This window comes from Sphingosinicella sp. YJ22 (genome assembly GCF_011320075.1).
GTDB lineage: Bacteria > Pseudomonadota > Alphaproteobacteria > Sphingomonadales > Sphingomonadaceae > Allosphingosinicella.
In genome coordinates this window covers 51,102-77,036 of record NZ_JAANPA010000009.1, presented here as the reverse complement: position 1 = coordinate 77,036, position 25,935 = coordinate 51,102, and the positions used below count along the sequence as shown (strand labels likewise).

The window sequence follows — 25,935 nt, the reverse complement described above, 5'->3', positions numbered from 1 at the left end:
GCCGCGCGCGGCCGCGGCGAGGCCGTCGACCTCCTGCCCCGCGCCGCCGAGGCGTGGCGCCTGCCGCCGCCGCTGCGCTCGCTCATCGCCCGCCCGATCTACGGCCGGGCGCCGGACGCCAAGCCGATGACCGCCCTGTGAGCGAGGACATCGACATCGCCGAGGGCGGGCTCGCCGACCTTCCCGCCGTGATGACGGTGATGGAGACGGCGTTCGATTCCTCGTTCGGCGAGGCGTGGACGGCGTCGCAATGCGCCGGGCTTCTGCCGCTCCCCGGCGTGTGGCTCAGCATCGCTCGGACCGGCGACGCGGTGGTCGGCTTCACGCTGGCCCGCGCCGTCGCCGGCGAGGCGGAATTGCTGCTTCTCGCCGTGCGACCCGACGCGCAGGGCCGCGGCATTGGCAAGTCGTTGCTAAACCACTTCTTTCGCGATGCCTTAAGTCGCGGCGCCGATCACTTGCATTTGGAAGTCCGCGACGGAAACGACGCCATTAGACTATATACTAGGTTTGGTTTTTCTATCGTCGGTCGCCGGCGCAATTACTATAGTGGCGGCGACGGGAAGCAATTTGATGCACTGTCCCTTGCCAAGACAGGAGAGACGTCAGGCCTTGAGTGAGTCCTGACCTGTTCTGTCTTGTATTTGGCCCCGAATGGACATATCCCAATAGGTGGCCAGAAAAGGGGGTGGCCACCCGCTTCCCATCGAAAGATAAAAAAATGGACACTCAGGACAACTTCACCGAAACGCTTATCACGCTCACGGCGGACATCGTCTCCGCCCATGTCAGCAACAACAGCGTCGCCGTCAACGATCTGCCCGTGCTCATCACCAATGTTCACAGTGCGCTGACCGGCCTCGGCACGCCGACCGAAGAGCCGCAGGCGAAGCCGGAACCGGCGGTTTCGATCCGCTCGTCGATCAAGCCCGACTATATCGTCTGCCTCGAGGACGGTAAGAAGCTGAAGATGCTCAAGCGGCATCTGATGACCCACTACAACATGACTCCGGACGAGTATCGGCAGAAGTGGGGCCTCAACGCCGATTACCCGATGGTCGCTCCGAATTACGCCGAGCAGCGCCGCACCCTGGCCAAGAAGATCGGCCTCGGCACCAAGCGCCGCCGCACCGGCCGCGCCGCGAAGTAAGACGACCGATGCTTTTCGGAGCGGGTGCCGCCGTCGAGCGGCGCCCGCTTCACCCGCCAAGTCCTCCGGGTGCGGCCCTTCCGCCCTGCGGCGCGTTGTTCTAAGGTCGCCTGATGTCCCGCAAGATCGATATCGAAGCCCTTTGCGCGGAGAAGGGCCTGCGCATCACCGAGCAGCGCCGGGTGATCGCCCAGGTCCTCGGCGAGAGCGAGGATCATCCCGACGTCGAGGCGCTCCACGCCCGCGCGTCGGCGGTCGATCCCGGAATCTCGATCGCCACCGTCTACCGCACCGTCCGCCTGTTCGAGGAAGCCGGAATCCTCGAGCGCCACGATTTCGGCGACGGCCGCGCCCGCTACGAGGCGGCGGCCGAGACCCATCACGACCATCTCATCGACGTCGAGACCGGCACAGTCATCGAGTTCGTCGACGACGAGCTGGAGGCGCTCCAGCGGCGCATCGCCGAGAAGCTCGGCTTCCGCCTCGTCGACCACCGCATGGAGCTGTACGGCGTCGCCCTGGGACGCAAGGGCTGAGCCGCGGCTCGGCATGATCGGCACCGTCCGCTTCTACGTCCGCTGCATCCTCATCCTGCTCGGCATCGTCGCGCTGGTGCCGCTTCATTATCTGTGGCGGCTGGTCCGCGCTCGCTCGCCCTGGCCGACCGCGTTCCTGTGGTGGGTCGGCCGAGTCGCCGGCCTCAAGGTCCGAACCGAGGGCCGGCCGCTGAAGCGCGACGTGCTGATCGTCGCCAACCACGCCTCGTGGCTCGATATCCTGCTGCTCGGCGGCACCGCCGGCGCCGCCTTCGTCGCCAAGGCGGAGCTTGCGGCCTCGCCTCTTGTGGGGTGGCTTGCCGGCCTCAACGAAACCCTATTCGTCGAGCGCAGCGACAGGCGCGGGGTCGGAATCCAGGCGGAAGCCCTGCGCGGCGGCCTTGCGACCGGCCGAGCCTTCGCCCTGTTCCCGGAAGGCACGACCGGCCCCGGCCGCCCGGTGCTGCCGTTCCGAGCCAGCCTGTTCTCTTCGCTATTCCCGGCGCTGCCGCGCGTGAAGGTGCAGCCGGTCGCGATCGACTTTGGCCCGCTCACCGGCGAGATCGCCTGGGGCGACGAGCATGGCGCGGTCAATGCGCGGAAGCTCCTCTCCCGGCCGGGCCGGATTCCGGTGACGATGACATTCCTCGAGCCGGTCGACCCGCACGAGGCCGGCCACCGGAAGCTTCTCTCCGAGCGGTCGCGCGCTGAGATCGTCGCGGCGCTCGACGCTTCCGAAGCCGCCCCCGCTCCCCTATATGGCGGCGAATGAGTTCCTCCGCCCCGCCTAAAACCTTTCACGTCAAGTCGTTCGGCTGCCAGATGAACGCCTATGACGGCGCGCGCATGAGCGAGCTGCTCGAGGCCGAAGGCCTGTCGGCGGCGGACAGCGCCGACGCCGACCTCGTCGTCCTCAACACCTGCCACATCCGCGAGAAGGCGGCGGAGAAGGTCTATTCCGACATCGGCCGACTGATCAAACGCGAGGACGGCTCGAAGCCGATGATCGCGGTCGCCGGGTGCGTCGCCCAGGCCGAGGGCGCCGAGATCGCGCGCCGGGCGCCGGCCGTCGGAGTCGTCGTCGGCCCGCAGGCCTATCACCGCCTCCCCGAGCTCGTCGCCAAGGCGGCGTCGGGCGCGACCGCGATCGACACCGACATGCCGGCCGAGCCCAAGTTCAAGGCGCTTCCCGGCCGCCGCCGCCAGGGCCCGACCGCCTTCCTCACCGTCCAGGAAGGCTGCGACAAATTCTGCACCTATTGCGTCGTCCCCTACACCCGCGGCGCCGAGGTCTCGCGCCCCTGGGCGCAGGTGATGGACGAGGCGCGCGCGCTCATCGAAATGGGCGCCAGGGAGATCACCCTTCTCGGCCAGAATGTGAACGCCTGGGTGGACGAGGGCCGCGGCCTTCACGACCTCATCGCCGCGATGGACAGGCTGCCGGGGCTCGAGCGAATCCGCTACACGACCAGCCACCCCAACGACATGTCCGAGGGCCTGATCCGCGCCCATGGCGAGGTGGCGAAGCTGATGCCCTTCCTTCACCTGCCGGTGCAGTCGGGCTCCGACCGAACCCTCAAGGCGATGAACCGCAGCCACGCCACGGATTCCTATCTGCGCGTGATCGAGCGAGTCCGCGCGGCTCGGCCGGACATCGCCCTCTCGGGCGATTTCATCGTCGGCTTCCCCGGCGAAACCGACGCGGATTTCGAGGCGACACTGCGCATCGTCGAGGCGACCCGCTACGCCCAGGCCTACAGCTTCAAATACAGCCCGCGCCCCGGCACTCCGGCCGCGACGATGGACGATCAGGTCCCGGCCGAGGTCGCCGACGAGCGGCTTCAGCGCCTCCAGGCCCTGATCAACGCCCAGCAGCTCGCCTTCAACCAGGCGACCGTCGGCCGCCGGACGAGCGTGCTGCTCGAGCGGCGCGGCAAGCATCCCGGGCAGCTCATCGGCAAATCGCCCTGGCTCCAGTCGATTCATCTGGAAACCGAAGCCGCTATCGGGGATTTGGTGGAGGTCGACATCCTCTCCGCCGGCCCGAACAGCCTGGGCGGCGCCGAGGCGGTGAAGCAGGCTGCGTGAAAAGGCCCGGAGAGCACCCCAACCGAATGGCACAACCGAAGAAGCCGGCCGTCCAGGCCGCAACGCCCCGTGCGCGCGTCGAGCTCGAGTTCGAGCAGCCGCATTTGCTCGGTCCCCTGTTCGGCGAGTTCGACCGCAACCTCGTCGCGATCGAGGATAGGCTCGGAGTCTATATCGCCGCGCGCGGCGCCAAGGTTCAGATTGAGGGCGATCCCGAGGCCGCGGCCCGCGCCCGCGAGGTGCTGGTCGGTCTCTACAACCGGCTCGATGAGGGCCAGGACATCGACCAGGGCATGGTCGAGGCGATCATCGCCATGTCCAACCAGCCGACGCTGGACGGGATCATCTCCGAAGAGGTCGCCCAGGCCCCCAAGGTGATGATCCGCACGCGCAAGAAGACCATCGTCCCGAGGTCCAAGACCCAGGCCGAATATATGGAGGCCCTGAACCGCGACGAGATGATCTTCGCGCTCGGCCCGGCCGGCACCGGCAAGACCTATGTCGCGGTCGCTCAGGCGGTTCAGCAGCTGATCGGCGGCTCGGTCGACCGCCTCATCCTGTCGCGTCCGGCGGTGGAAGCGGGCGAGCGGCTCGGCTTCCTGCCGGGCGACATGAAGGACAAGGTCGATCCCTATCTCCGGCCGCTCTACGACGCGCTCTACGACATGCTGCCGATGGAGCAGGTCGAGCGGCGCCTCGCCTCCGGCGAGATCGAGATCGCGCCGATCGCCTTCATGCGCGGCCGCACCCTGTCCGACGCCTTCATCATCCTCGACGAGGCGCAGAACACCACGCCGCAGCAGATGAAGATGTTCCTGACCCGCTTCGGCATGCGCAGCCGAATGGTGATCTGCGGCGATCCCCACCAGACCGATCTGCCGCCGGGCGTGAAGTCCGGTCTCAACGACGCCGTCGAGAAGCTTGAGGGCATCGGCAAGCTGTCGATGATCCGCTTCGGCGCCGGCGACGTCGTCCGCCACCCGCTCGTCGGCAAGATCGTCGAGGCCTACGAAGGCCCGGGGTCGTGACCGTGGGTAGCCCTGAAGGATCTCGCTCGTCCCGGGAAGTTCGGCGGCTGGCATGATCCTCGCCGAATCCGACGTGTCGGAGGACTGGGACAGTCGCACCGACTGGCCCGAACTCGCCAAGACCTGCGCCGCCGCGGCGTTCGCGGCGACTCCGTTCGCCCGGCTCGCCGATAGCTCGGCACCGGTCGAAATCTCCGTTCGATTCACCGGTGACGACGAGGTCCGCGCGCTCAACCGCGACTATCGCGGCAAGGACAATCCGACCAACGTCCTGTCCTTCCCGATGGCCGAGCCTGAACTTCTCGACTCCGTCGCCGAGGGCGACGAGATCGAAATCCTCTTGGGCGACCTCGCCCTCGCTCATGGCGTCTGCGCGCGCGAGGCGGAGGAGCGCGGCATTGCGGTCCGCACCCACGCCGCCCACCTGCTGGTCCACGGTACGCTTCATCTGCTAGGCTACGACCACGAAACCAGCGAGGCCGACGCCGAAGCCATGGAAGAACTGGAGCGCCGTGCCCTTGCGTCGCTCGGAATTGCCGATCCCTATCAACTGACAGAGGCCCATTCGTAACAAGATGCCGGAAGACGACGACGACATAAGTAGCACCGGCCGCGGTAACGGCCGCTCTTTCTGGGGCGGCCTGCGCGCGGCCCTGTTCGGCGAGGGGGAGGAAGCCACTCTCCGCGACCAGATCGAGGAAGCGATCGACGAATCGGAGAACGAATCTCCGAAGATTGGCGACCTCAGCCCGGTCGAGCGCCAGATGCTTCGCAACATGCTGCATTTCGGCGAGAAGACCGCCGGCGACGTCGCGGTGCCGCGCGGCGACATCATCGCGGTCGCCTGCACGATCAGCTTCGCCGAGCTCGTCGCCGCGATCGCCGATGCCGGCCACAGCCGGCTGCCGGTCTATCAAGGCAGCCTCGACCGCATCATCGGCATGATCCACGTCAAGGACGTGTTCGCCCGAATGGTCGCCGGCGAGACGCCGCCCGAGGACATCACCGACCTCGTCCGCGAGCCGCTCTACGTCCCCGAATCGATGGGCATGCCCGACCTGCTCGCGCAGATGCGCGCGAGCCGGACCCACCTCGCCATCGTCGTCGACGAGTTCGGCGGAACCGAGGGCGTCATCACCATCGAGGACGTCGTCGAGGAGATCGTCGGCGAGATCGAGGACGAGCATGACGAGGCGCCGGAAGGCACCCTTGTCCAGGTCGACGACGGCGTGTGGGACGCCGACGCCCGCGCCGAGCTCGACGACGTCGCCGAGGCGATCGACCCGCGCCTCGCCGAGGTCGAGGAGGATGTCGACACATTGGGCGGCCTCGCCTTCGTCCTCGCCGGGCATGTGCCCCAGCAGGGCGAGATGCTGGAACATCCGAGCGGCTGGCGGCTGGAAGTGACCGAGTCCGACCCGCGCCGAGTCACCCGCCTGCGCCTCCACCCGCCGACTTCGGTGGAGATGGGCGAGTAATTCTGCCGAGTCAGAGGGGGAGAGAGTGACTTACGAGACGATCCGCGTTGAACTGAGCCCCGCCAATGTCGGCGTGATCACACTGAACCGGCCGGACACGCTCAACGCGCTCACCTCCCAGATGCTCGACGAGCTTCGCGACGCTGTCGGGCGGCTGCCCGGCGACGGCGCCCGCGCGCTCTTGCTCACCGGCGAGGGCCGCGGCTTTTCGAGCGGCGCCGATCTGACCGGCGGCGGCGCGGGCATTCCGGACGATCTCGGGCTCGCCCTCGAAGAGCATTTCAACCCGCTGATCGAGGCGCTGATCGGCGCCCCGGTTCCCGTGGTCGCGGCGGTCAACGGCCCCGCGGCGGGCGCCGGCTGCAGCCTCGCGCTCACCGCCGACATCGTCATCGCCGCGCGCTCGGCCTATTTCCTCCAGGCCTTCGTCAATATCGGGCTGGTCCCGGACGCCGGCGCGACCTGGCTTCTGCCGCGCCTCGCCGGCCGCGCCCGGGCGCTGGAGATGATGATGCTCGGCGAGCGGATCGGCGCCGACAAGGCCGCCGAATGGGGCTTGATAGCCCGAGTGGTCGACGACCAGTTCCTATCCGAGGAAGCGATGGTGATCGCCGCCAATTTGGCGCGTGGCCCGACAAAGGCGCTCGGCCTGATCCGCGGCCTCGCCCGCGATGCCGAGCAATTGTCGCTAACCGACGCCTTGTCAGCAGAGCGGGTGGCCCAGCGCGACGCTGGCAGCACCGAGGATTTCAGGTCAGCCGTGGTCGCCTTCCTTCAGAAGCGCCAGCCGACCTTCGAGGGCCGCTAACCGAAGCGGCGCATCGGCTGAGCGTCGGCCTCGGCGAACAGATAGGCCTCGGCCGACGGAATATCGGTGAAGATCTTCGCGTCGCGGGCGATCAGGGTCCGCTCCAGCTGCATCGCCGCCAAATTTCGGTCGACCACGAAGGCGAGCTTGCGCGAGCGATATTCGGGCGCGGTCAGCATCGCCTGGAAGGCGCGCACCGTGTCCTGCGACTGCACCTTCATCCCGCGCAGGTCATTGAGGGTCATGTGCGCGTTCGGCGCCAAGCCGAGCGCGGCATGCGCCTTCTTGCGCGCCTCAACGAAGGCGGCGACGTCCTCGGCCTCGTAGAAGCCGGACATGGTGATGCGCACCAGACCGCAGGCGCGGTCGATCTCGAAGTGGAATTTCTCGCTCATTCCATCCGCTTAGCTTTCGTGCCCTACCAAAATCCTAAATCGGCTACCGTGTCGGACGCGGTCCGCCGCTTGACCTTTTTCACCCGGCGGTCTTTCACCTCGCGCCATGGCGACCACGATCGAAGAACTTGAGAAGCGGCGCGAAGCCGCGCGGCTCGGCGGCGGACAGGCGCGGGTCGACGCGCAGCACAAGAAGGGCCGGCTCACCGCGCGCGAGCGCCTGACCGTGCTGCTCGATCAGGATTCGTTCGAAGAATATGACATGTATGTCGAGCATAACTGCGTCGACTTCGGCATGGAGACCCAGAAGGTCCCCGGCGACGGAGTAGTCACCGGCTCCGGCACGATCAACGGCCGCCTCGTCTACGTCTTTGCCCAGGACTTCACCGTGTTCGGCGGCTCCCTGTCCGAACGCCACGCCCAGAAGATCTGCAAGATCATGGACATGGCGATAAAGGCCGGGGCGCCGGTCATCGGCCTCAACGATTCCGGCGGCGCCCGAATCCAGGAAGGCGTCGCCTCCCTCGCCGGCTATGCCGAGGTGTTCCAGCGCAACGTCCTCGCCTCGGGAGTCGTCCCGCAGATCAGCGTCATCATGGGCCCCTGCGCCGGCGGCGCGGTCTATTCGCCGGCGATGACCGACTTCATCTTCATGGTGAAGGATTCGTCCTACATGTTCGTCACCGGCCCAGACGTGGTGAAGACGGTGACCAACGAGGTCGTGACCCAGGAGGAATTGGGCGGCGCCGTCACCCACACCACCAAGTCGGGCGTGGCCGACGTCGCGTTCGAGAACGACGTCGACGCTCTGCTCGCGGTGCGCGATTTCTTCGACTTCCTGCCGCTTTCCAACCGCCACGACCTGCCCGAGCGGCCGTGCCACGACCCATGGGACCGGATCGACGAGAGCCTCGACACGCTGATCCCCGACAGCGCGTCCAAGCCTTATGACATGCACGAGCTCATCCGGAAGGTCGTCGACGAGGGCGACTTCTTCGAGGTGCAGCCGGCCCACGCCGCCAACATCATCACCGGCTTCGGCCGGATCGACGGCCGCACCGTCGGCATCGTCGCCAACCAGCCGATGGTCCTCGCCGGCGTGCTCGACATCAACTCGTCGAAGAAGGCCGCGCGCTTCGTCCGCTTCTGCGACGCCTTCGAGATCCCGATCGTCACCTTCGTCGACGTGCCCGGCTTCCTCCCCGGCACCGCGCAGGAGCATAACGGGATCATCAAGCACGGCGCCAAATTGCTGTTCGCCTATGCCGAGGCGACCGTCCCCAAGATCACCGTCATCACCCGCAAGGCCTATGGCGGCGCCTACGACGTCATGAGTTCCAAGCACCTTCGCGGCGACCTCAACTATGCCTGGCCGACCGCCGAGATCGCGGTGATGGGCGCCAAGGGCGCCGTGGAAATCATCTTCCGCAAGGACATCGGCGACCCCGAGAAGATCGCCGCCCGCACCGCGGAATATGAAGAGCGCTTCGCCAACCCCTTCGTGGCGGCGAGCAAGGGCTTCATCGACGAGGTGATCTACCCGCATTCCACGCGCAAGCGCATCGCGCTCGGCCTGCGCAAGCTGCGCAACAAGCAGCTCGAGAATCCGTGGAAGAAGCATGACAATATTCCCCTCTAAAGGGATTTTGATCGCATTCTTGCTGCTAGGAGGCTGCGGTCAATCCGATCATGATCGGATGATGGACTTAGCGAACACAACGGTCGAGCAAATGGAAGAGCAGGAGCGTCAGATCGAGGCCGACGCGCTACTCAACGCTCAATCGCTTATATCGGACGACCTACCGGCCCGGCCCGAATTAAATGGCTTTGGCAGTACGGCGCCCAGCACCCTACCCTTCAGCAACTTAATGGAATCTTCGCGTGACCAGCGCGTTCGCGAACTCGAGGCAAAAGTGCGTGATATAGAAAGCCGCGAGCGAATTAGAGAGGCTTTCGATCAGTGAAACTCCGCCGTGCACAGTGGCCGCACTGAAGAACTGATCGTCGGCCTGCTGTGCCTGGTCGTGATCCTGCCGTGGATCGCGTGGACGGTGCGGCGCGGGCTCGCGAGCGGGCGGATGCCGATCGGGCGCGGCAAGGTCGAAAGGGACGAACGGCCCGGCGCGTTTCGGGTGCTGCTCGGCCTCTACATTCTCGCCGCGGCGATGATCGCCTTCGCCGGGCTCGACCTGCTGCTCCAAATCTGGCGCTGACGCTTCCTTCGTCATGCCGGGCTTGATCCGGCATCCACCTTCCTGTTCTACGCCGCCGCAGAAGAAGATGGACCCCGGATAAGGTCCGGGGTGACGAAAGGAGCAACATGAAGCTCGGCCGATTGAACCATGTCGGGGTTGCGACCCCGTCGATCGAGGACTCGATCGCGATGTACCGCGACGTGATGGGCGCGGAGGTGATCCGCGCACCGTTCGACCTGCCCGCGCAGGGCGTCCGGGTGTGCTTCGTCGACACGCCGAACAGCCAGATCGAGCTGATCGAGCCGCTTGGGCCGGACTCGCCGATCGTGAAATTCCTCGAGAAGAACCCGCTCGGGGGGCAGCACCACGTCTGCTACGAGGTACCCGACATCCAGGCGGCGAAGGCCTGGTTAGAGGGCAAGGGCGCCAAGGTGCTCGGCGAGCCGCGCATCGGCGCCCACGGCACGCCCATCTTCTTCGTCCACCCCAAGGACATGGGCGGCGTGCTGACCGAGATCATGGAGAGCCCCAAAGAGGCGCATTGATCGGGCGGCACCGCCCCGCCCTGAGCTTGTCGAAGGGCTGCCTTTCTGTTTGAGGGAAAAGGCAAGACGGGGCTTCGACAAGCTCAGCCCGAACGGATTTCCTATGACCGACAAACCGACCACCGAAAACTGGACTGCCGCCGCTTCGAAAGAGGTGAAGGGCAAGGACCTCACCTGGCACACCGCCGAGGGCATCCCGGTGAAGGCGCTCTACACCGCCGCCGACGCCGAGGGCCTCGACCCCGGCCTTCCCGGCTTCGCGCCGTTCACCCGCGGGCCGTACGCCAGCATGTATACCGGCCGGCCGTGGACGATCCGGCAATATGCCGGCTTTTCGACCGCCGAGGATTCCAACGCCTTCTACCGCCGCAACCTCGCCGCGGGGCAGAAGGGCCTCAGCGTCGCCTTCGACCTCGCCACCCACCGCGGCTATGACAGCGACCATCCCCGGGTCGTCGGCGACGTCGGCAAGGCGGGAGTCGCGATCGACTGCCTCGAGGACATGCAGATCCTGTTCGACGGCATCCCGCTCGGCGAGATGAGCGTCAGCATGACCATGAACGGCGCGGTCCTTCCGGTCATGGCCTTCTACATCGTCGCCGCCGAGGAGCAGGGAGTCTCCCAGGACAAGCTCGCCGGCACGATCCAGAACGACATCCTCAAGGAGTTCGCGGTCCGCAACACCTACATCTATCCGCCCGAGCCATCGATGCGGATCGTCGCGGACATCATCGCCTACACCTCGGCCCACATGCCGAAGTTCAACTCGATCTCGATCAGCGGCTACCACATGCAGGAAGCCGGGGCGACGGCGGTCCAGGAGCTCGCCTTCACCCTCGCCGACGGCATGGACTATGTCCGCGCCGCCATGTCGAAGGGCCTCGACATCGACGCCTTCGCGCCGCGGCTCAGCTTCTTCTTCGGCATCGGCATGAACTTCTTCATGGAGATCGCCAAGCTGCGCGCCGCGCGTCTCCTGTGGCACCGGATCATGGACGGCTTCGGCGCCAAGTCGGCCAAGTCGAAGATGCTCCGCACCCATTGCCAGACCAGCGGAGTCAGCCTCACCGAGCAGGACCCGTACAACAACGTCGTCCGAACCACGATCGAGGCGATGGCCGCGGTGCTCGGCGGCACCCAGTCCTTGCACACCAACAGCCTCGACGAGGCGGTCGCGCTGCCGACCGACTTCTCCGCCCGCATCGCCCGCAACACGCAGCTGGTGATCGCCGAGGAGACCGGGATCACCAACGTCGTCGATCCGCTGGGCGGCTCTTATTATATCGAGCGCCTCACCCAGGATCTGGCGGATGCCGCCTGGGCGCTGATCGAGGAGGTCGAGGGGCTCGGCGGAATGACCAATGCGGTCGCCGAGGGCATGCCCAAGCGCCGCATCGAGGAAGCCTCGGCCGAGCGCGCCGCCAAGGTCGACCGCGGCGAGACCGTGATCGTCGGGGTCAACCGCTACCGGCTCAAGGACGAGCCGCCGATGGACATCCTCGAGATCGACAACGCCAAGGTCCGCGCCGGCCAGATCGCCCGGCTCGAGAAGACCCGCGCCAACCGCGACTCCGCGCGCGCCCAGGCGGCGCTCGACGCGCTCCGCGACGGCGCCCGCGGCGACGCCAATCTCCTTGCCCTCGCTGTCGAGGCCGCCCGCGCGCGCTGCACGTTGGGCGAGATCAGCCAGGCGCTGGAGGACGCGTTCGGCCGCTACGGCACCACCCCGACCCCGGTTCGCGGAATCTATGGCGGCGCCTATGGAAGCGACCCCGCCTGGGGCCGCGCCCAGGACGGCGTCGGTGTGGTCGAGCGCCGTCTTGGCCGCAAGCCGCGGATGCTCGTCGCCAAGATGGGCCAGGACGGCCACGACCGCGGCGCCAACCTCGTCGCCTCGGCCTTCGCCGACCTCGGCTTCGAAATCGTCTCCGGCCCGCTCTTCCAGACGCCCGAGGAAAGCGCCCGCGACGCGATCGCCAAGGACGTCGACGTCGTCGGCGCCTCGAGCCTCGCCGCGGGCCACAAGACCTTGGTCCCCGAGCTGATCGACCATCTGAAGGCGCTCGGCCGCCCCGACATCAAGGTCGTGGTCGGCGGCGTCATCCCCGCCCAGGACTACGACATGCTCCGCGAGGCCGGGGTGCAGGCGATCTTCGGCCCCGGCACCAACCTGGTCGAAGCGGCCGGCGAAGTGCTCAGGCTCCTCGGTCACAACATGCCGCCGCTTGAGGAAGCCGCGGAATGAAGGTGTGGCGAGGATCCTTCGAGCTCTCGCAGGAGCGCTTGCGCTTCGTGGGGATTGCAGGAGTCACGGCTGTCATCGTGAGCCTGATACCGGGCCAAACGGACAGCCCAGTTCGCCAAGGTATCGGCGCTCTCGGCCTTCCAAGGATATTCGGCATTGAAGACCCACTGCTGCTAGCGGGGGTTCAACTGCTCATGCTCTGGGCCGTGCTGACCATCGTCTCGATGGTATGGGTCAGATTCAAGATCAGGAGAGAAAATCGAAAGGGACATGCGTGGTGACTCGGTACCGTACGGACTGGACCCGCGCCGAAATCGCCGAGTTGTTCGACCTCCCCCTGCTCGACCTGCTCTACCAGGCGCAGACCATCCACCGCGCTTACCATCCGGCGAACCAGGTCCAGCTCTCCACGCTGCTCAGCATCAAGACTGGCGGCTGCCCGGAGGATTGCGGCTATTGCTCGCAGTCGGCGCATCACAGCACGGGCCTCAAGGCCGACAAGCTGATGGACACCGACGCCGTCCTCGCCGCCGCGGGCGAGGCCAAGGCAAGCGGCTCGGGCCGCTTCTGCATGGGCGCGGCGTGGCGCAATCCCAAGGACCGCGACATGGACTCGCTGTGCGAGATGGTCGCCGGCGTGAAGGCGATGGGGCTGGAAACCTGCATGACCCTGGGCATGCTGACCCAGCACCAGGCCGACCGCCTCGCCGCCGCGGGCCTCGATTATTACAACCACAATATCGACACCTCGCCCGAGCATTACGGCGCGATCATCACCACCCGCACCTTCCAGGACCGGCTCGACACGCTGGAGGCGGTGCGATCGAGCGGGATGAGCGTGTGCTGCGGCGGGATCGTCGGCATGGGTGAGAGCCACGAGGACCGCGTCGGATTCATCCACGCGCTGGCGACCCTTCCCGAGCATCCCGGAAGCGTTCCGATCAACGCTCTGGTGCCCGTCCGCGGGACCCCGCTCGGCGACATGCTGGCCGACACGCCGCTCGCGAAGATCGACGAGATCGAGTTCGTCCGCACCGTCGCGGTCGCGCGCATCACCATGCCGCGCTCGATGGTCCGCCTCTCCGCCGGCCGCGAGAGCATGAGCGAGAGCACCCAGGCTTTGTGCTTCATGGCCGGCGCCAACAGCATCTTCACCGGCGACAGGCTTCTGACGACCGGCAATGCCGGCGCCACGGCGGACGCCGCGTTGTTCGCCAAGCTTGGACTGCAGGCAATGGACACCCCGCCCGAACGTCACCCCGGACTTGATCCGGGGTCCACCTGCTTTACGGAAGCGGTTCAAGAAAAGGCGGATGCCGGATCAAGTCCGGCATGACGAAGGAGGGGTGATGCTGATCTTCGCAATGGCCGCCGTCCTGCTCGGCGCCCAAGACCCCGACTGCCGCGATCCGCAATATCAGGCCGAGATGAACCGCTGCGCCTATCTCGACTTCGAGGCCGCCGACCGCGAATTGAACCAGCTGTGGCCGCAGATGATCGCCGCCGCCCGCCGCGCCGACGCAGAGATCAACCGCGAGTTCGACGAGGCGCCGACCAGCGAGCAGGCCCTTCGCAACGCCCAGCGCGCCTGGATCACCTTCCGCGACGAGCATTGCACCTATGAGGGACACGAGGCCCGCGGCGGGAGCATGGAGACGATGCTCTACGAAGGCTGCCGCGCCGTCGTCACCCGCCAGCGCATCGAGCAATTGCGTGGCCTGTTGGAAGTTCGTTGATGTCCAAGATTGGCGTCGTTCTTGGCTTAATCGCGCTGACAGGTGGCGGTGGTCAGGCCGCGGATCGCTTCGCCATCCAGTGCACAGGTGACGCTCGCTTCACCGACACCTTCCCTAATGGCCCTACCGTCCGCAATTACGATCTGCCTCGCCAGGTCTTCGTTTTCGACGAAACCGCCGAGCGCGTTCAGAGGGTGTTGGAACCGCGGCAGGAATTCGAGGAAGTTTGTGCCGTAGACGGCTATCTCACGAGCGTGGACTTCTCCGCCGGCTTGATCCAGGTCCGAGCTGACAACTCCCGCTATGGCTACCTGTGCGAATTCAAGGTGAATCGTGCCGATGGCACTGCACAATTTTTCACCCACCGCGATCTCCCGCACGGAAATTACAGCGAGATCGAATGGCGGATGACCTGCTCACCCACCGAGATTCCAGTTTTCGACAGCAGTAGAAATCGGTTCTGATGTTCAAGAAGATCCTCATCGCCAATCGGGGCGAGATTGCCTGCCGGGTCATCCGCACCGCGCGGAAGATGGGCATCAAGACGGTGGCGGTCTATTCCGATGCCGACGCCCGGGCGCCGCATGTGCGCATGGCCGACGAGAGCGTTCGGCTTGGCCCGCCGCCGGCGAGCGAGAGCTACCTCAATCCCGAGCTGATCATCACCGCCTGCAAGGAGACCGGCGCCGAGGCGGTTCACCCCGGCTACGGCTTCCTGTCCGAGCGCGAGAGCTTTGCGCGGGCCCTCGCCGACGCGGGCATCGCCTTCATCGGCCCGCCGCCCAACGCGATCGCGGCGATGGGCGACAAGATCGAGTCCAAGAAGCTCGCCAAGGAAGCGGGGGTCAACGTCGTCCCCGGCTATCTCGGCGATATCGTCGACACCGAGGAGGCAGTCCGCATCGCGGGCGAGATCGGCTATCCTGTGATGATGAAGGCCTCCGCGGGCGGCGGCGGCAAGGGCATGCGCCTCGCCTGGTCCGAGCAGGACGTGCGCGAAGGCTTCGAGGCGACCAAGCGCGAAGGCCTCGCCAGCTTCGGCGACGACCGCGTCTTCATCGAGAAGTTCATCGAGAGCCCGCGCCATATCGAGATCCAGGTGCTCGGCGACCAGCACGGCAACATCGTCTATCTGGGCGAGCGCGAATGCTCGGTGCAGCGCCGCCACCAGAAGGTGGTCGAGGAAGCGCCCTCCCCCTTCGTCACGCCGGAGATGAGGAAGGCGATGGGCGAGCAGGCCGTCGCCCTCGCCCGCGCCGTCGGCTATTATAGCGCGGGCACGGTCGAGCTGATCGTCTCGGGCGCCGACACGTCGGGCAAGAGCTTTTACTTCCTCGAGATGAACACCAGGCTGCAGGTCGAGCATCCGGTGACCGAAGAGGTGACCGGGCTCGACCTTGTCGAGCAGATGATCCGCGTCGCCGCCGGCGAGAAGCTGGCCTTCACCCAGGACGACGTGAAGCTGAACGGCTGGTCGATCGAGAACCGCGTTTACGCCGAGGACCCCTATCGCGGCTTCCTCCCCTCGACCGGCCGCCTCGTTCGCTACCGCCCCTCCGCCGAGAGGCGCGAGGAGGACAGCGTCGTCCGGGTCGACGACGGCGTGTTCGAGGGCGGCGAGGTCAGCATGTTCTACGACCCGATGATCGCCAAGCTGATCACCTGGGCGCCGACCCGCGACGAGGCGATCGCCGCCCAGGTCGAGGCCTTGGACGAGTTCATCGTCGACGGCATCGGCCACAACATCGATTTCCTGTCCGCGCTGATGCAGCATCCGCGCTTCCAGCAGGGCCGCCTCACCACCGGCTTCATCGCCGAGGAATATCCCGAAGGCTTCGAGGGCGCTCCGGCGAGCGACGAGCTGGTCGCCGACCTCGCCATCATCGCCGCGGTCGCCGGCCACGTCACCGACGGCCGCGCCTGCGCGGTCAGCGACCAGCTGAACGGCCCGGTTCCCGCCCCCGACCTGCGCGTCGTCCGAATCGCCGGCGCCGAGCACCATGTCGTGATCGAAGAGGTCGAGCACGGCATCCTCGCCCGCCTCGACGGCGGCGATCCCATCGAGGTGATCGGCCGCTGGCAGCCCGGCCAGATCCGCTTCCGCGGCACCGTCGACGGCCGCCGCCGCATCGTCCAGATCGGCCGTTCGGGCCGCGACTGGCGGCTCACCGCCCGCGGCGCCAGCCACAAGGTCCAGGTCTATCCCGCCCATGTCGCCGAATTGACGCGGCACATGATCGAGAAGATCCCGCCGGACCTGTCGAAGTTCCTGATCGCGCCGATGCCCGGCCTGCTCACCGCCCTCAACGTCAAGGAGGGCGACAAGGTCGAGGCCGGCCAGCCGCTCGCGGTGGTCGAGGCGATGAAGATGGAGAATATCCTCCGCGCCCAGAAGCCGGGAACGGTGAGCAAGGTCGCCGCCCAGCCGGGCGACAGCCTCGCCGTCGACGCGGTCATCCTCGAGTTCGAGTGAGCTTTCGCGGCAACGAAACCGCATTGTTTCTTGGCCGCCGGAACCGGCTCCCGCTTTTTTCTTTCTGCTCGAACGGCTTCCATTAAAAGGCAGCTGGATCCCCGCTTTCGCGAGGATGACCATGACAAGAAGGGGGCTTCCATGATCCGCGCCTTCTGCTTCGGCCTCGCCGCCGCATCCGCTCTCGCCGCGTCACCCGCGCTCGCCCAGGACGACGAGGAGCCGCCGCGGATCCTCAGCATCGGCGGCGGCGGCCAGCTCCTTCCCAAATATCCCGGCGCGGACGATTACGGGCTCGGCCCGCTGGTCACCGGCTTCGTCCGTCGCGAAGGCGCGCCGATCCCGTTCCGCACGCCCGACGACGGCTTCGGCATCGGCCTGCTGGGCCGCGACAGCGTCGTCGACTTCGGGCCTCTGCTCCAGTTCCAAAGCGAGCGCGACGAGGACGATGTCGGCGCGGCGGTCGGCGACGTCGACTTCACCGTCGAGGCCGGAGCCTTCGTCAATATCAACATCAGCCCCGCTTTCCGAATCCGCCTCGAAGGCCAGAAGGGCCTCGGCGGCCATGACGGGCTGGTCGGCACGGTCGCGGCGGACTTCGCCCTGCGCGGCGGCAACGACACCTTGTTCACCATCGGCCCGCGCCTGCGCCTCAACGACGACGATTATGCGCAGGCCTATTTCGGAGTGACCCCCGCCGTCGCCGCGGCGACGGGCCTCCCGGTCTACGACCCCGACGGCGGCATCCGCGCGGTCGGCGCCGTCGCCGGGATCACCCACCAGCTCAGCCGAAGCTTCGGCATCTACGGCTATGCCGGTTACGACCGCTTGGTCGGCGACGCGGCCGACTCGCCGATCGTCCGCAATTTCGGATCGCGCGACCAATTCTCCGCCGGCGTCGCCTTGTTCGTCAGCTTCAGCATCGGCAATCCGTTCTGAGCTGGATTGCTTCGTCGCTCCGCTTCTCGCAATGACTGCGGGATGATGACGATCCTGCGCCCCCTTGCGATGGCGGTCGCACTGCTCTTCCCAGCAGTCGCCCAAGCACAGCTCACCGACCCCGACCAGCGGGTGGTCGCCGCCGTCGAGCGCGGCACCGACCGCCACATCGCGCTGCTCGAGCGGATGGTGAACCAGAACAGCGGCACCCTGAACCTGGCCGGCGTCCGCGCCGTCGCCGACATGCTGCGCCCCGAGTTCGAGGCGCTCGGCATGGAGGTGCGCTGGGTCGACATGGCAGAGACCGGCCGCGCCGGGCACCTGATCGCCACCCACCGCAACCTCACGCGCGGCGCGAGCAAGCATGTCCTGATGATCGGCCATCTCGACACGGTGTTCGAGCCGTCGAGCCCGTTCCAGCGCTTCGAGCGGCAGGGCGACCGCGCCACCGGCCCCGGAATCGGCGACGACAAGGGCGGCATCGCGGTCATCGTCGCGGCGCTGAGGGCGCTTCACGCCACCGGCGAGCTGCGCCGGATGCACGTGACCGTCGTCCTCACCGGCGACGAGGAGCGGCCCGGAGCGCCGCTGGCCACGGCGCGCCGCGACCTCATCGCCGCCGGCCGCGAGGCCGATTATGCCCTGGAGTTCGAGAATCTCGCGCGCGACGACGGCCGCGATTTCGGCACCGTCGCTCGGCGCAGCTCGTCGACCTGGTCGCTCACCGTGCGCGGCCGCACGGGCCATTCCAGCGGCATCTTCGGCGAAGGCCTCGGCTATGGCGCGATCTACGAGCTCGCGCGCATCCTCGACGCCTTCCGCCGGGAGCTGCCTGAGCCCAACCTCACCTTCAATGTCGGCCTCGCCGCCGGCGGCACGCCCGCGACGATCGACGGCAGCCTCGAGCGGGTGCAGGCGTCGGGTAAGACCAACATCATCCCGGAGATGGCGATCGCCCGCGGCGACCTGCGCTCGCTCACCCCCGACCAGGACGCGCGCATCCGCACGGCCATGCAGGCGATTGTCGCGCAGCACCTGCCGGGCACCTCGGCCGAGCTCGCCTTCGCCGCGGGCGGCTACCCGCCGATGCCGCCGACCGAAGGCAACCGCCGGCTGCTGTCCCGCCTCAACGAGGTCAACCGCCTGCTCGGTTACCCCGAGATGCCGGAATTTGACCCGGGCCGCCGCGGCGCCGCCGACAGCGCCTTTGTCGCCGCCGACGTCGACACGCTCGCTGGCCTCGGCATGGCCGGCGGCGGCGCCCATGCCGAAGGCGAATGGGTCGACCTCACCAGCCTCCCCCGCCAGGCGATCCGCACCGCGCTGCTGATGATGAGGCTGTCGCGCCGGTAAGACCCTCTCCCCTTCAGGGGAGAGGACGGCTCACGAAGTGAGCCAGGAGCGGGGGCTGCGCGGGGGTGTCGGACTCCCCCCTCTCCCTCCGCCGCTCCGCGGCGCCCCCCTCTCGCTCAAGGGGAGAGGGGTCAAAGTCTCCGCGCCGTCACCAGGTAATTGAGGCTCATGTCGTGGCCGAGATGGAGGCCACGGAGCGGGTCCCAGGCGAGGCCGCACGTGTCGGTGACCTCGAGCCCCGCCTCCGCCAGCGCCGCGGTCAGCTCGTCCGGGGTGAGGAACCGGTCCCAGTCGTGCGTGCCCTTGGGGATCCGCCCGAGCGCCTCGGCGGCGCCGACCAGCAGCAGGCGCGACATGGTGGTTCGGTTGGGAGTCGACATCACCAGCAGCCCGTCCGGCGCAAGTGCCCTGGCGAGCCCGGCGAGGAAGGCCGGAACGTCGGCGACATGCTCGACGACCTCCATCGAGGTGATCAGCGCGTAAGGGCCGTCGAGCCCCTCGACCCCGCCGACGCGATAGTCGATCTCCAGTCCCTGCCCCTGCGCATGGGTGCGCGCGGCGGCGATATTCTCCTCGGCCGCGTCGACCGCGGTGACCTGGCCGCCGAGCCGGGCGAGCGGTTCCGCCAGCAGGCCCGCGCCGCAGCCGACGTCGGCGACTCGCCGCCCGTCGAGCGGCCGCCGGTCATGCTCGTCGGTGCCGAAATGATGGTCGATCTGCTCGCGAAGATATTTGAGCCGCACCGGGTTCAATTTGTGAAGCATCGCCGACGAGCCCTTCGGGTCCCACCAGTCGGCGGCCAATTTGCCGAAATGCTCGGCCTCCCTCGGATCGATCGTCGAGGCGGGCGGTTCGCTTGCTTGTGCCATGCGCCGCTCCTACCAGCCGGCGGCGCTCCGGTTCCACGCTTTTTCCGCGAAGGAAGCCATGGACCATTTCAACCTGAGGCACGGTATCGCCCATTGCGAGGACGTGCCGCTGCCCGCGATCGCCGACGCGGTCGGAACGCCCGTCTATGTCTATTCGACCGCGACCCTTCGCCGCCACGCCGCGGTGATGCACCAGGCGCTGGCCGCGCTCGACGAGCCGATCGTCGCATATGCGGTGAAGGCCAATCCCAATGCGGCGGTGCTGGCGACGCTGGCGCGGGAAGGCCTCGGCGCCGATGTCGTGTCGGGCGGCGAATATAGCCGCGCCCGCTTCGCGGGCATGGACCCGGACAGGATCGTCTTCTCCGGCGTCGGCAAGACCGCGGACGAGATGGCGCTCGCGCTGACCGGCGGCCTGTTCCAGTTCAACATCGAGAGCGTCGCCGAGGCCGAGACTCTGTCGCGCGTCGCCGCGTCGCTAGGGATCGAGGCGCCGGCGGGCTTCCGCATCAATCCCGACGTCGAGGCCGGCACCCACGCCAAGATCACCACCGGCGCCGCCGACAACAAGTTCGGAGTCGCCCTCGCCGACGCGCTCGACGCCTATGCCCATGCCAGCCGCCTTCCCGGCCTTCGGCTGCAGGGCGTCGCCGTCCATATCGGCAGTCAGCTGACCAGCCTTGCGCCGCTCGAAAGCGCCTTCACCAAGATCGGCGAGCTGATCCGCGACCTTCGCGCCGCCGGCTGCGACATCAGGGTGGCCGACCTCGGCGGCGGCCTCGGCGTGCCCTACGATCCGGGACTGCCACCGCCGCCCAGCCCCTATGACTATGGCGAGATGGTCGCGCGCGTGACCCGCGACTGGGACGCGAGCCTCGTCTTCGAGCCCGGCCGACTGATCACAGGCAATGCGGGCATCCTTCTGACCCGCGTGATCCGCGTGAAGCCCGGCGCAAGTCACCCCTTCGTCATCGTCGACGCGGCGATGAACGACCTCATGCGCCCCGCTTTGTACGATGCCTGGCACGCGATCGAGGCCGTCGAGCCGAACGGCCGCCGCTTCACCGCCAACGTCGTCGGCCCTGTGTGCGAAACCGGCGACACCTTCGCGACCGCCCGCAACATGGACGAGGTCGGCGAGGATGACCTCATCCTGTTCCGAACCGCGGGCGCCTACGCCGCCGCCATGTCGAGCACCTACAACAGCCGCCCGCTCACTCCCGAAGTCCTCGTCGACGGCGACCGCTGGGCCGTGGTCCGCGAACGCCTCCCGCTCGAGGCTTTGATCCAGCGGGACAGCGTTCCCGACTGGCTGCGTTGACCGCGCGCGCGCCGCTCCCTATCGCCGCCGCGCATATGGCCCGCATCGTGATGAAATTCGGCGGAACGTCCATGGCGGGCATCGAGCGCATCCGCCATGTCTCGTCGCTCGTGAAGCGCGAGGCCGAGCGCGGCAACCAGGTCGCCGTGGTCGTCTCGGCCATGGCCGGCGAGACCGACCGGCTCGTCCATCTCTGCCGCGAGGCTGCCTCGCTCTACGACCCGCGCGAATATGACGTGGTCGTCGCGTCGGGGGAGCAGGTCACCAGCGGCCTTCTCGCCATCACCCTCCAGGGCATGGGGCTCAACGCCCGCTCCTATATGGGCTGGCAGCTGCCCATTCTCGCCTCGGGCCACGCCGCCGCCCTGATCGAAGGCATCGACGTCGACGTGCTGGAGCGCGTGTTCGACGGCGGCGGCATCGCCGTCATCCCGGGCTTCCAGGGAGTCACCGCCGAGGGCGAGCTGGCGACGCTCGGGCGCGGCGGATCGGACACGTCGGCGGTGGCGCTCGCGGCGGCGATGAAGGCCGACCGCTGCGACATCTATACCGACGTCGACGGAGTCTACACGACCGACCCGCGCATCGTGCCCAAGGCGCGCAAGCTCGACCTCGTCACCTATGAGGAGATGCTTGAGCTGGCCTCGGTCGGCGCCAAGGTGCTTCAGACCCGCTCGGTCGGCCTCGCCATGCGCTACGGAATGCCGCTCCAGGTCCTGTCCTCGTTCGAGGACCGGCCGGGAACCTTGATCGTGGGCGACGACGCCCTTGAGGACAGCCCCATGGAAAGAAACGTCATCACCGGCATCGCCCATGACAAGAACGAGGCGATGGTCACACTGACCGGGCTGGCGGATTCGCCGGGCACCGTGGCGGGAATCTTCGCGCCGCTCGCCGCCGCCAACATCAATGTCGACATGATCGTGCAGAGCGTTCCGCGCCGCGGTGAGAAGAGCGTTCTCACCTTCACGGTGCCGCGCGCCTCGCTCGCCCACACCACCGCCGAGCTCGAGAAGGTTCAGGCCGAGGTCGGCTTCGACGAGATCGTCACCAACACCGAGGTGGTCAAGGTAAGCGCGGTCGGAGTCGGCATGCGCTCCAACGCGGGCATCGCCGCGCAGATGTTCCAGACGCTCGCCGACCGCGGGATCAACATCCTCGCCATCACCACGTCGGAGATCAAAGTCTCGGTGCTGATCCCCGAGGAATATACCGAGCTCGCCGTGCGCGTGCTCCACACCGCCTACGGGCTCGACTCAGAGGATTCCGAATGAACTTCACGCCGGACAGCATCGGCCACGACCGGCTGAAGCGCCAGATGCAGCGCGGCGCCGACTTCCTTGGCTGCGAGGTCGCGATCCTAGGCGGCGCGATGAGCTGGATCTCCGAGCGCAACCTCGTCTCCGCTTTGTCCAATGCCGGCGCGTTCGGAGTCATCGCCTGCGGCGCGATGACTCCCGAGCTTCTCGACACCGAGATCGCCGAGACCAAGGCGCGCACGTCGAAGCCGTTCGGCGTCAACCTCATCACCATGCACCCGCAGCTCAATGAGCTGATCGAGGTCTGCGCCAAGCATGAGGTCGGCCATGTCGTCCTCGCCGGCGGCCTTCCGCCGCCCGGCGCGATCGAGCGGATCAAGGGCAGCGGCGCCAAGCTGATCTGCTTCGCCCCGGCGCTGAGCCTCGCCAAGAAGCTGATCCGCTCCAGAGTCGACGCCCTGGTCATTGAGGGCATGGAGGCGGGCGGCCATATCGGGCCGGTCTCGACCTCGGTACTCGCCCAGGAGATATTGCCGCCGCTGTCGGCCGAGGTGCCGATCTTCGTCGCCGGCGGCATCGGCCATGGCGGGCTCTTGGCGGGCTTCCTCGAGATGGGCGCGGCCGGCTGCCAACTCGGCACCCGCTTCGTGTGCAGCCACGAATGCATCGCCCACCCGAACTTCAAGAAGGCGTTCATCCGCGCCTCCGCCCGCGACGCGATCACCAGCGTGCAGATCGACCCGCGCCTCCCGGTCATCCCCGTCCGCGCACTCAAGAATCGCGAGATGGAGAGCTTCGCCGCCAAGCAGCGCGAGGTCGCCCAATTGCTCGACGAGGAGAAGGTCGAGATGGCCGAGGCCCAGCTCCAGATCGAGCATTACTGGGCCGGCGCGCTTCGCCGAGCGGTGATCGACGGCGACGTCGAGACCGGCTCGGTGATGGCCGGCCAGTCGGTCGGAATGGTCAAGTCCGAGCAGAGCATCCCCGAGATCCTGAAGCAGCTCGTCGACGAAGCCGCCCACGCCCTCGAGCGCCGTTCGGGCTGAAATATCCTCCCCGGCCGGAGCCGGGGAGGAAAGTCACTTAGTGATTGCCGTACACCCGGCCCGACTGGGCGAGGCGCTGGCGGGCGGTGTTGCCGGGCGTCGCGACATGGGTCGCCGGGTCATATTCCCGGCCGACCGCGGGGCTGCCCTGCTCCACCCAGATCTGCACCAAAGTGTGGCTGTAGCCCTGCGGGATGTAGCGGATGTAGTAACCGTCCGGGTGGAGGCTCCAGCGCCCCGACGGCACGCCCTGGCTGCCCGCGCCCATCGGCGCCATTCCGGCGAGCACCGCGACCCGCTCCATGTCAGCGAAGCTCGCCCCCGGCGTGGTCAGCATCTGCCTCAATTGCGCCTCGGCCTGGGCGATGGCGCGCAGCGGCGCCGGCACGCCGCCGATCGCGCGCTCGAGCAGCGGGCCGGTCAGAACGTCAAGCGCGCTCCGGTTGAGGCTGACGAGCTGGCGCGGAGTCAGCAGCCGCGCCGCGACCGCCTTGTGCTCGGCCGACAGGTCCTCGAACTTGGCGCGGGCAAGGATCGCCCAGATCAAGGTCTGGATGCTGCGCTGCTCGATCTCCGGGTGGTTCACCGAGCCGCGCAGGATCGTCATGATCGCATCCTCGGCCGGGCCCTTGACCGGCGCGTAGAGATAGCCGTCGCCGCCGCCCGGCCCATGCGTTCCGGCGTGGAGGCAGTAGCTCTGCGTGTGCATCTCGTAATAGCCGGGCTGCAGAACGAAGCCGCCATTGGGCGTGCGCTGAAGCTCCATCAGCGGGCGGACCCGCTCGCGCGGCGTGAAATTGTCGAGCTCGGGCTGGCCCCAGCGCGCGTCGGCGATGCTGGTGGTGACCGGCGCGTTGCCGCCGAGCGGGTTGCGGATGCCGATGCGGTTGGCCAGCCCCCCAAGGCCGCCCAGCTGCGCCTCGGCGGGCGCGTGGCCGAACAGGAGCGCCGCCGCCAGGGCGACGCTGAACAGGATTCTCATCTTCTGGTTCTTTCACTCGTGAGGAAACAAGCGGCCGGACCCCCTGCCGCAATGTCCGGCTAGCCGAGCGATTTGGACTGGCAGCCATCCCACGACGAAAACGCCATTTCGTTCGACCGGCGGACCGCTTCTGTCGCGCCTGCACTCAGTAAATCCGCGGTGGCCGCTGTCTTGTTCATCGCAGGGCAAGGCAGCTTCGTCCCGCCGCTCTTCACCTTTGCACGGCGTTATTGCATGGTGCTTCGATGGACATTGCGCTCTCGGCGACGCCGGACTTCTCCCCCGATCGCGACTGCCCCAAGGTGCTGCGCCAGCAACTGGCTCCGCCGGCGCCGGTCGAAACCGCGTCCGGGGCGGCGCTGCCGCTGCCGAGCGCCACCAACCAGGCCCGCTGGCCGGAGGCGATCGCTCTGACCGTGTCGCTGTGGCTGTTCGTGCTGCTGCTGTTCCTTCCGATCATCATCGCGCGCTACGAGGGCGCCAACTGGACCAGCGTCGCGCTCGACTGCTCGACCGTGCCGGTGTCGATCATGCTCGCTTTGTCGATGTTCGCGGTGTTCCGCCGAACCGTCGACCAGCCGCTGCGCCAGCGCGTGATCGTGATGGTGGTGACGGTGATCGTCACCGCGACGATCAACACCGCCTTCGACCTCACCTTCCAGACCATGATCGCGAGCCGCCTCGACCACCTGTTCGCGCAGCTGCCGTCGGACATGGCCCGCGCCTATCCGTCGCTTCTCAACTATATCCTCGTGTTCGGCGTGAACATGGCGCTGTTCCAGGTCGGCTTCGCCCGCCGCGCGGCCTTGAAGCAGGAACTGGCGCTCAGCCAGGCGCTGGCCAACGCCCAGCACGCCCAGCTCGCGGCGCTGCGCTACCAGCTGAACCCGCACTTCCTGTTCAATGCGCTGAACTCGATCTCCGCCCTGATCGTCACCCAGCGCAACGAGGATGCCGAGCGCATGACCGACAAATTGTCGAGCTTCCTCAGGTCCTCGCTCAACGCCGATCCCGGCGAGCTCATCCCGCTCGAGGAGGAGCTCGCGCTGACCGAGGAATATCTCGACATCGAGAGCGTCCGCTTCGGCGAGCGACTCGACGTCGAGGTCGATTGCAGCCCCGCCGCCTGCGAGGCGCTGATCCCGAGCTTCCTGGTCCAGCCGCTCGTCGAGAATGCGATCAAGCACGGCGTCGCCCGCACCCGCGGCCCGACCAAGATCACCATCACCGGCGACGTCGAGGATTGCGACCTCAAGATCACCGTCGCCAATTGCGTTTCGGCGGAACAGACCGGACCGGCCCACGCCTCCAGCGGCGTCGGCCTGATCAACGTCCGCCAGCGCCTCGCGGCCGTCTACGGCAGGGCGGGCAGGCTCGAGGCGGGCGCGAAGGACGACCGTTACGAGGCGACCATCACCCTTCCGGTCTGCCGCAACCCACAAGAGGCTTGACGCCCGGGCGGTTTGCTCGCCACTCACATCCATTGGGG

27 protein-coding genes are annotated in these 25,935 nt (G+C 67.4%); 24 read left to right on the top strand and 3 right to left on the bottom strand.

Annotated elements, in window-relative coordinates:
* Nucleotides 1-137: 137 nt before the first annotated feature.
* The 9 genes from rimI to G7B71_RS05235 all read left to right on the top strand — a co-directional run bounded on the left by rimI (nucleotide 138) and on the right by G7B71_RS05235 (nucleotide 7,088).
* Complete coding sequence (gene rimI, locus G7B71_RS05275) at nucleotides 138-620, top strand: ribosomal protein S18-alanine N-acetyltransferase (protein ID WP_243406110.1); 483 nt, start codon at nucleotides 138-140, stop codon at nucleotides 618-620.
* A gap of 101 nt (nucleotides 621-721) precedes the next feature.
* Nucleotides 722-1,150 carry a MucR family transcriptional regulator gene (locus G7B71_RS05270; RefSeq protein ID WP_166038599.1) on the top strand — a complete coding sequence of 143 codons (429 nt, stop codon included), beginning with the start codon at nucleotides 722-724 and terminating at the stop codon, nucleotides 1,148-1,150.
* Between the two features lie 113 nt (nucleotides 1,151-1,263).
* Nucleotides 1,264-1,686, top strand: a complete 423-nt coding sequence (locus G7B71_RS05265) for a Fur family transcriptional regulator (protein WP_166038597.1) — start codon at nucleotides 1,264-1,266, stop codon at nucleotides 1,684-1,686.
* Nucleotides 1,687-1,699: 13 nt separating this feature from the next.
* On the top strand, nucleotides 1,700-2,458 hold the full coding sequence (locus G7B71_RS05260) for a lysophospholipid acyltransferase family protein (protein WP_166038595.1): 759 nt from the start codon (nucleotides 1,700-1,702) through the stop codon (nucleotides 2,456-2,458).
* Entirely contained in the window at nucleotides 2,443-3,774 is a 1,332-nt protein-coding gene (gene miaB / locus G7B71_RS05255; RefSeq protein WP_207774719.1) for a tRNA (N6-isopentenyl adenosine(37)-C2)-methylthiotransferase MiaB, read from the top strand. The genes G7B71_RS05260 and miaB overlap by 16 nt, the downstream gene beginning before the upstream one ends.
* Nucleotides 3,775-3,800: 26 nt before the next feature.
* Nucleotides 3,801-4,802, top strand: coding sequence for a PhoH family protein (locus G7B71_RS05250; protein ID WP_166038591.1), 1,002 nt, complete (start codon nucleotides 3,801-3,803; stop codon nucleotides 4,800-4,802).
* A gap of 52 nt (nucleotides 4,803-4,854) precedes the next feature.
* Nucleotides 4,855-5,373 (top strand): rRNA maturation RNase YbeY, encoded by a 519-nt coding sequence (ybeY, locus tag G7B71_RS05245; RefSeq protein WP_166038589.1) that lies wholly within the window; start codon nucleotides 4,855-4,857, stop codon nucleotides 5,371-5,373.
* Between the two features lie 4 nt (nucleotides 5,374-5,377).
* On the top strand, nucleotides 5,378-6,280 hold the full coding sequence (locus G7B71_RS05240) for a hemolysin family protein (RefSeq protein WP_166038587.1): 903 nt from the start codon (nucleotides 5,378-5,380) through the stop codon (nucleotides 6,278-6,280).
* Nucleotides 6,281-6,305: 25 nt separating this feature from the next.
* Nucleotides 6,306-7,088 (top strand): enoyl-CoA hydratase-related protein, encoded by a 783-nt coding sequence (locus G7B71_RS05235; RefSeq protein ID WP_166038585.1) that lies wholly within the window; start codon nucleotides 6,306-6,308, stop codon nucleotides 7,086-7,088.
* On the opposite strand, the gene G7B71_RS05230 is transcribed toward G7B71_RS05235, so the two are convergent.
* Nucleotides 7,085-7,483, bottom strand: coding sequence for a hypothetical protein (locus G7B71_RS05230; RefSeq protein WP_166038583.1), 399 nt, complete (start codon nucleotides 7,481-7,483; stop codon nucleotides 7,085-7,087). The two genes, G7B71_RS05235 and G7B71_RS05230, sit on opposite strands and share 4 nt — an antisense overlap.
* 106 nt (nucleotides 7,484-7,589) lie before the next feature.
* Between G7B71_RS05230 and G7B71_RS05225 the strand changes: the two genes are divergently transcribed.
* From G7B71_RS05225 to G7B71_RS05175, 11 genes are all read left to right on the top strand, one after another.
* Nucleotides 7,590-9,122, top strand: coding sequence for an acyl-CoA carboxylase subunit beta (locus G7B71_RS05225; protein ID WP_166038581.1), 1,533 nt, complete (start codon nucleotides 7,590-7,592; stop codon nucleotides 9,120-9,122).
* Entirely contained in the window at nucleotides 9,103-9,447 is a 345-nt protein-coding gene (locus tag G7B71_RS05220; RefSeq protein WP_166038579.1) for a hypothetical protein, read from the top strand. The genes G7B71_RS05225 and G7B71_RS05220 overlap by 20 nt, the downstream gene beginning before the upstream one ends.
* 9 nt (nucleotides 9,448-9,456) lie before the next feature.
* A complete protein-coding gene (locus tag G7B71_RS05215; RefSeq protein ID WP_166038577.1) occupies nucleotides 9,457-9,696 on the top strand; it encodes a hypothetical protein in 240 nt (79 codons plus the stop codon).
* 107 nt (nucleotides 9,697-9,803) lie between these two features.
* On the top strand, nucleotides 9,804-10,223 hold the full coding sequence (gene mce / locus G7B71_RS05210) for a methylmalonyl-CoA epimerase (protein WP_166038576.1): 420 nt from the start codon (nucleotides 9,804-9,806) through the stop codon (nucleotides 10,221-10,223).
* A 103-nt stretch (nucleotides 10,224-10,326) separates the two neighbouring features.
* Nucleotides 10,327-12,468 (top strand): methylmalonyl-CoA mutase, encoded by a 2,142-nt coding sequence (gene scpA / locus G7B71_RS05205; RefSeq protein ID WP_166038573.1) that lies wholly within the window; start codon nucleotides 10,327-10,329, stop codon nucleotides 12,466-12,468.
* Nucleotides 12,469-12,697: 229 nt separating this feature from the next.
* Entirely contained in the window at nucleotides 12,698-13,804 is a 1,107-nt protein-coding gene (bioB, locus tag G7B71_RS05200) for a biotin synthase BioB (RefSeq protein WP_166038571.1), read from the top strand.
* Between the two features lie 13 nt (nucleotides 13,805-13,817).
* Nucleotides 13,818-14,204, top strand: coding sequence for a lysozyme inhibitor LprI family protein (locus tag G7B71_RS05195; RefSeq protein ID WP_166038569.1), 387 nt, complete (start codon nucleotides 13,818-13,820; stop codon nucleotides 14,202-14,204).
* Entirely contained in the window at nucleotides 14,204-14,668 is a 465-nt protein-coding gene (locus G7B71_RS05190; protein WP_166038567.1) for a hypothetical protein, read from the top strand. The genes G7B71_RS05195 and G7B71_RS05190 overlap by 1 nt, the downstream gene beginning before the upstream one ends.
* Nucleotides 14,668-16,677, top strand: a complete 2,010-nt coding sequence (locus G7B71_RS05185; protein ID WP_166038565.1) for an acetyl/propionyl/methylcrotonyl-CoA carboxylase subunit alpha — start codon at nucleotides 14,668-14,670, stop codon at nucleotides 16,675-16,677. Before G7B71_RS05190 ends, G7B71_RS05185 begins: the two co-directional genes overlap by 1 nt.
* Before the next feature lie 141 nt (nucleotides 16,678-16,818).
* Nucleotides 16,819-17,616: a MipA/OmpV family protein gene (locus G7B71_RS05180; protein WP_166038563.1), complete on the top strand. Its 798-nt coding sequence runs from the start codon at nucleotides 16,819-16,821 to the stop codon at nucleotides 17,614-17,616.
* Nucleotides 17,617-17,661: 45 nt separating this feature from the next.
* Entirely contained in the window at nucleotides 17,662-18,969 is a 1,308-nt protein-coding gene (locus tag G7B71_RS05175) for a M20/M25/M40 family metallo-hydrolase (RefSeq protein WP_166038616.1), read from the top strand.
* 131 nt (nucleotides 18,970-19,100) lie between these two features.
* Here the strand turns inward: G7B71_RS05175 and ubiG are convergent, their stop codons facing one another.
* Nucleotides 19,101-19,838: a bifunctional 2-polyprenyl-6-hydroxyphenol methylase/3-demethylubiquinol 3-O-methyltransferase UbiG gene (gene ubiG / locus G7B71_RS05170; protein WP_166038561.1), complete on the bottom strand. Its 738-nt coding sequence runs from the start codon at nucleotides 19,836-19,838 to the stop codon at nucleotides 19,101-19,103.
* 58 nt (nucleotides 19,839-19,896) lie between these two features.
* Between ubiG and lysA the strand changes: the two genes are divergently transcribed.
* The 3 genes from lysA to G7B71_RS05155 are packed head-to-tail and all read left to right on the top strand — an operon-like array spanning nucleotide 19,897 to nucleotide 23,464.
* Entirely contained in the window at nucleotides 19,897-21,159 is a 1,263-nt protein-coding gene (gene lysA, locus G7B71_RS05165; protein ID WP_166038559.1) for a diaminopimelate decarboxylase, read from the top strand.
* 35 nt (nucleotides 21,160-21,194) lie between these two features.
* Nucleotides 21,195-22,433, top strand: a complete 1,239-nt coding sequence (locus G7B71_RS05160; RefSeq protein ID WP_166038557.1) for an aspartate kinase — start codon at nucleotides 21,195-21,197, stop codon at nucleotides 22,431-22,433.
* The gene (locus G7B71_RS05155; RefSeq protein WP_243406109.1) at nucleotides 22,430-23,464 is read left to right on the top strand and encodes a nitronate monooxygenase; all 1,035 of its coding nucleotides are present in this window, start codon (nucleotides 22,430-22,432) and stop codon (nucleotides 23,462-23,464) included. The genes G7B71_RS05160 and G7B71_RS05155 overlap by 4 nt, the downstream gene beginning before the upstream one ends.
* Before the next feature lie 37 nt (nucleotides 23,465-23,501).
* Here G7B71_RS05155 and G7B71_RS05150 read toward each other — a convergent pair whose 3' ends face one another.
* On the bottom strand, nucleotides 23,502-24,446 hold the full coding sequence (locus G7B71_RS05150) for a hypothetical protein (protein ID WP_166038555.1): 945 nt from the start codon (nucleotides 24,444-24,446) through the stop codon (nucleotides 23,502-23,504).
* Between the two features lie 245 nt (nucleotides 24,447-24,691).
* Here G7B71_RS05150 and G7B71_RS05145 point away from each other — a divergent pair, with 245 nt between their 5' ends.
* Nucleotides 24,692-25,897, top strand: a complete 1,206-nt coding sequence (locus G7B71_RS05145) for a histidine kinase (RefSeq protein WP_166038553.1) — start codon at nucleotides 24,692-24,694, stop codon at nucleotides 25,895-25,897.
* Nucleotides 25,898-25,935: the final 38 nt, after the last annotated feature.

Coding starts and splice junctions, on each gene's coding strand:
- G7B71_RS05260 (WP_166038595.1), top strand. CDS start 1,700: ATGATCGGCACCGTCCGCTTCTACGTCCGCTGCATCCTCATCCTGCTC.
- bioB (WP_166038571.1), top strand. CDS start 12,698: ATGGGTCAGATTCAAGATCAGGAGAGAAAATCGAAAGGGACATGCGTG.
- ybeY (WP_166038589.1), top strand. CDS start 4,855: ATGATCCTCGCCGAATCCGACGTGTCGGAGGACTGGGACAGTCGCACC.
- G7B71_RS05155 (WP_243406109.1), top strand. CDS start 22,430: ATGAACTTCACGCCGGACAGCATCGGCCACGACCGGCTGAAGCGCCAG.
- G7B71_RS05250 (WP_166038591.1), top strand. CDS start 3,801: ATGGCACAACCGAAGAAGCCGGCCGTCCAGGCCGCAACGCCCCGTGCG.
- mce (WP_166038576.1), top strand. CDS start 9,804: ATGAAGCTCGGCCGATTGAACCATGTCGGGGTTGCGACCCCGTCGATC.
- G7B71_RS05185 (WP_166038565.1), top strand. CDS start 14,668: ATGTTCAAGAAGATCCTCATCGCCAATCGGGGCGAGATTGCCTGCCGG.
- G7B71_RS05150 (WP_166038555.1), bottom strand. CDS start 24,446: ATGAGAATCCTGTTCAGCGTCGCCCTGGCGGCGGCGCTCCTGTTCGGC.
- G7B71_RS05220 (WP_166038579.1), top strand. CDS start 9,103: ATGACAATATTCCCCTCTAAAGGGATTTTGATCGCATTCTTGCTGCTA.
- G7B71_RS05145 (WP_166038553.1), top strand. CDS start 24,692: ATGGACATTGCGCTCTCGGCGACGCCGGACTTCTCCCCCGATCGCGAC.
- G7B71_RS05225 (WP_166038581.1), top strand. CDS start 7,590: ATGGCGACCACGATCGAAGAACTTGAGAAGCGGCGCGAAGCCGCGCGG.
- scpA (WP_166038573.1), top strand. CDS start 10,327: ATGACCGACAAACCGACCACCGAAAACTGGACTGCCGCCGCTTCGAAA.
- G7B71_RS05190 (WP_166038567.1), top strand. CDS start 14,204: ATGTCCAAGATTGGCGTCGTTCTTGGCTTAATCGCGCTGACAGGTGGC.
- G7B71_RS05270 (WP_166038599.1), top strand. CDS start 722: ATGGACACTCAGGACAACTTCACCGAAACGCTTATCACGCTCACGGCG.
- lysA (WP_166038559.1), top strand. CDS start 19,897: ATGGACCATTTCAACCTGAGGCACGGTATCGCCCATTGCGAGGACGTG.
- G7B71_RS05175 (WP_166038616.1), top strand. CDS start 17,662: ATGACGATCCTGCGCCCCCTTGCGATGGCGGTCGCACTGCTCTTCCCA.
- G7B71_RS05240 (WP_166038587.1), top strand. CDS start 5,378: ATGCCGGAAGACGACGACGACATAAGTAGCACCGGCCGCGGTAACGGC.
- G7B71_RS05180 (WP_166038563.1), top strand. CDS start 16,819: ATGATCCGCGCCTTCTGCTTCGGCCTCGCCGCCGCATCCGCTCTCGCC.
- G7B71_RS05230 (WP_166038583.1), bottom strand. CDS start 7,483: ATGAGCGAGAAATTCCACTTCGAGATCGACCGCGCCTGCGGTCTGGTG.
- G7B71_RS05160 (WP_166038557.1), top strand. CDS start 21,195: ATGGCCCGCATCGTGATGAAATTCGGCGGAACGTCCATGGCGGGCATC.
- G7B71_RS05195 (WP_166038569.1), top strand. CDS start 13,818: ATGCTGATCTTCGCAATGGCCGCCGTCCTGCTCGGCGCCCAAGACCCC.
- ubiG (WP_166038561.1), bottom strand. CDS start 19,838: ATGGCACAAGCAAGCGAACCGCCCGCCTCGACGATCGATCCGAGGGAG.
- G7B71_RS05265 (WP_166038597.1), top strand. CDS start 1,264: ATGTCCCGCAAGATCGATATCGAAGCCCTTTGCGCGGAGAAGGGCCTG.